The 1136-nt window shown below is 54.8% G+C and carries 1 protein-coding gene; it reads left to right on the forward strand.

The genetic code is table 11. The features are described from left to right. A protein-coding gene (locus V5P19_RS22895; RefSeq protein ID WP_334407811.1) for an IS3 family transposase occupies positions 1-1107 on the forward strand; the annotation gives its coding sequence in 2 pieces (ribosomal slippage) (positions 1-245 and positions 245-1107; 1108 coding nt annotated over the 2 pieces). This gene is flagged as partial in the annotation. Between the last annotated feature and the right edge of the window lie 29 nt (positions 1108-1136).

The raw sequence follows: 1136 nt of genomic DNA on the forward strand, positions 1-1136 counted from the left end.
TTCCGACGAACAGATCATCAGTATTCTTCGCGAAGCGGAAGCCGGGGTTTCTGCCCGTGAGCTCTGCCGTAAGCACGCCATTTCCGATGCCACTTTCTACACCTGGCGCAAGAAGTTTGGTGGCATGGAAGTTCCTGAGGTGAAGCGGCTTAAATCTCTTGAAGAGGAGAACGCCCGCCTCAGGAAGCTGCTTGCCGAAGCCATGCTGGATAAGGAGGCGCTTCAGGTGGCTCTGGGGCGAAAGTACTGATGACAGACCATAATCGGGAAGCCGTTAAGTTTATGTGTGATGCGACCGGTCTGTCGCAACGTCGAGCCTGCAGGCTTACTGGTTTGTCCCTGTCGACCTGCCGCTACGAGGCTCAGCGTCCGGCGGCTGATGCGCATTTATCAGGGCGCATCACTGAACTGGCACTGGAGCGCAGGCGTTTTGGCTACCGCCGCATCTGGCAGCTGCTGCGTCGGGAGGGCCTTCACGTCAGTCACAAGCGGGTATACCGTATTGACCACCTTAATGGACTGAGCGTAAAACGCAGACGACGCCGTAAAGGGCTGGCAACCGAACGGTTTCCGCTTCTGCGCCCGGATGCGCCGAACCTGACATGGTCGATGGATTTCGTTATGGACGCACTGGCCAACGGCCGGAGGATCAAGTGCCTGACCTGTGTGGATGATTTCACGAAGGAGTGTCTGACGATCACCGCTGCTTTCGGGATTTCAGGCGTTCAGGTCACGCGTATTCTGGACAGCATCGCGCTGTTTAGGGGCTATCCGGCGACAATAAGAACCGATCAGGGCCCGGAATTTACCTGCCGCGCGCGCGATCAATGGGCCTCTGAGCATGGTGTAAAACTACGGCTTATCCAGCCAGGTAAGCCAACGCAGAACGGATTTATTGAGAGTTTTAACGGACGCTTTCGCGATGAGTGTCTGAATGAACACTGGTTCAGCGATATTCTTCATGCCCGGAAAACGATTAATGACTGGCGGCAGGATTATAACGAGTGCCGTCCCCATTCATCGCTGGATTACCAGACACCAGCTGAATTCGCAACGGACTGGCGAAACAGGAAATATGAAGAAAAACCAACCGACATTACTAACTGAAGGTTGTATCTAATCCTGGGGGCAGGTCA

It is taken from the genome of Enterobacter sp. UNJFSC 003 (assembly GCF_036903355.1).
Taxonomy (GTDB): Bacteria; Pseudomonadota; Gammaproteobacteria; order Enterobacterales; family Enterobacteriaceae; genus Enterobacter.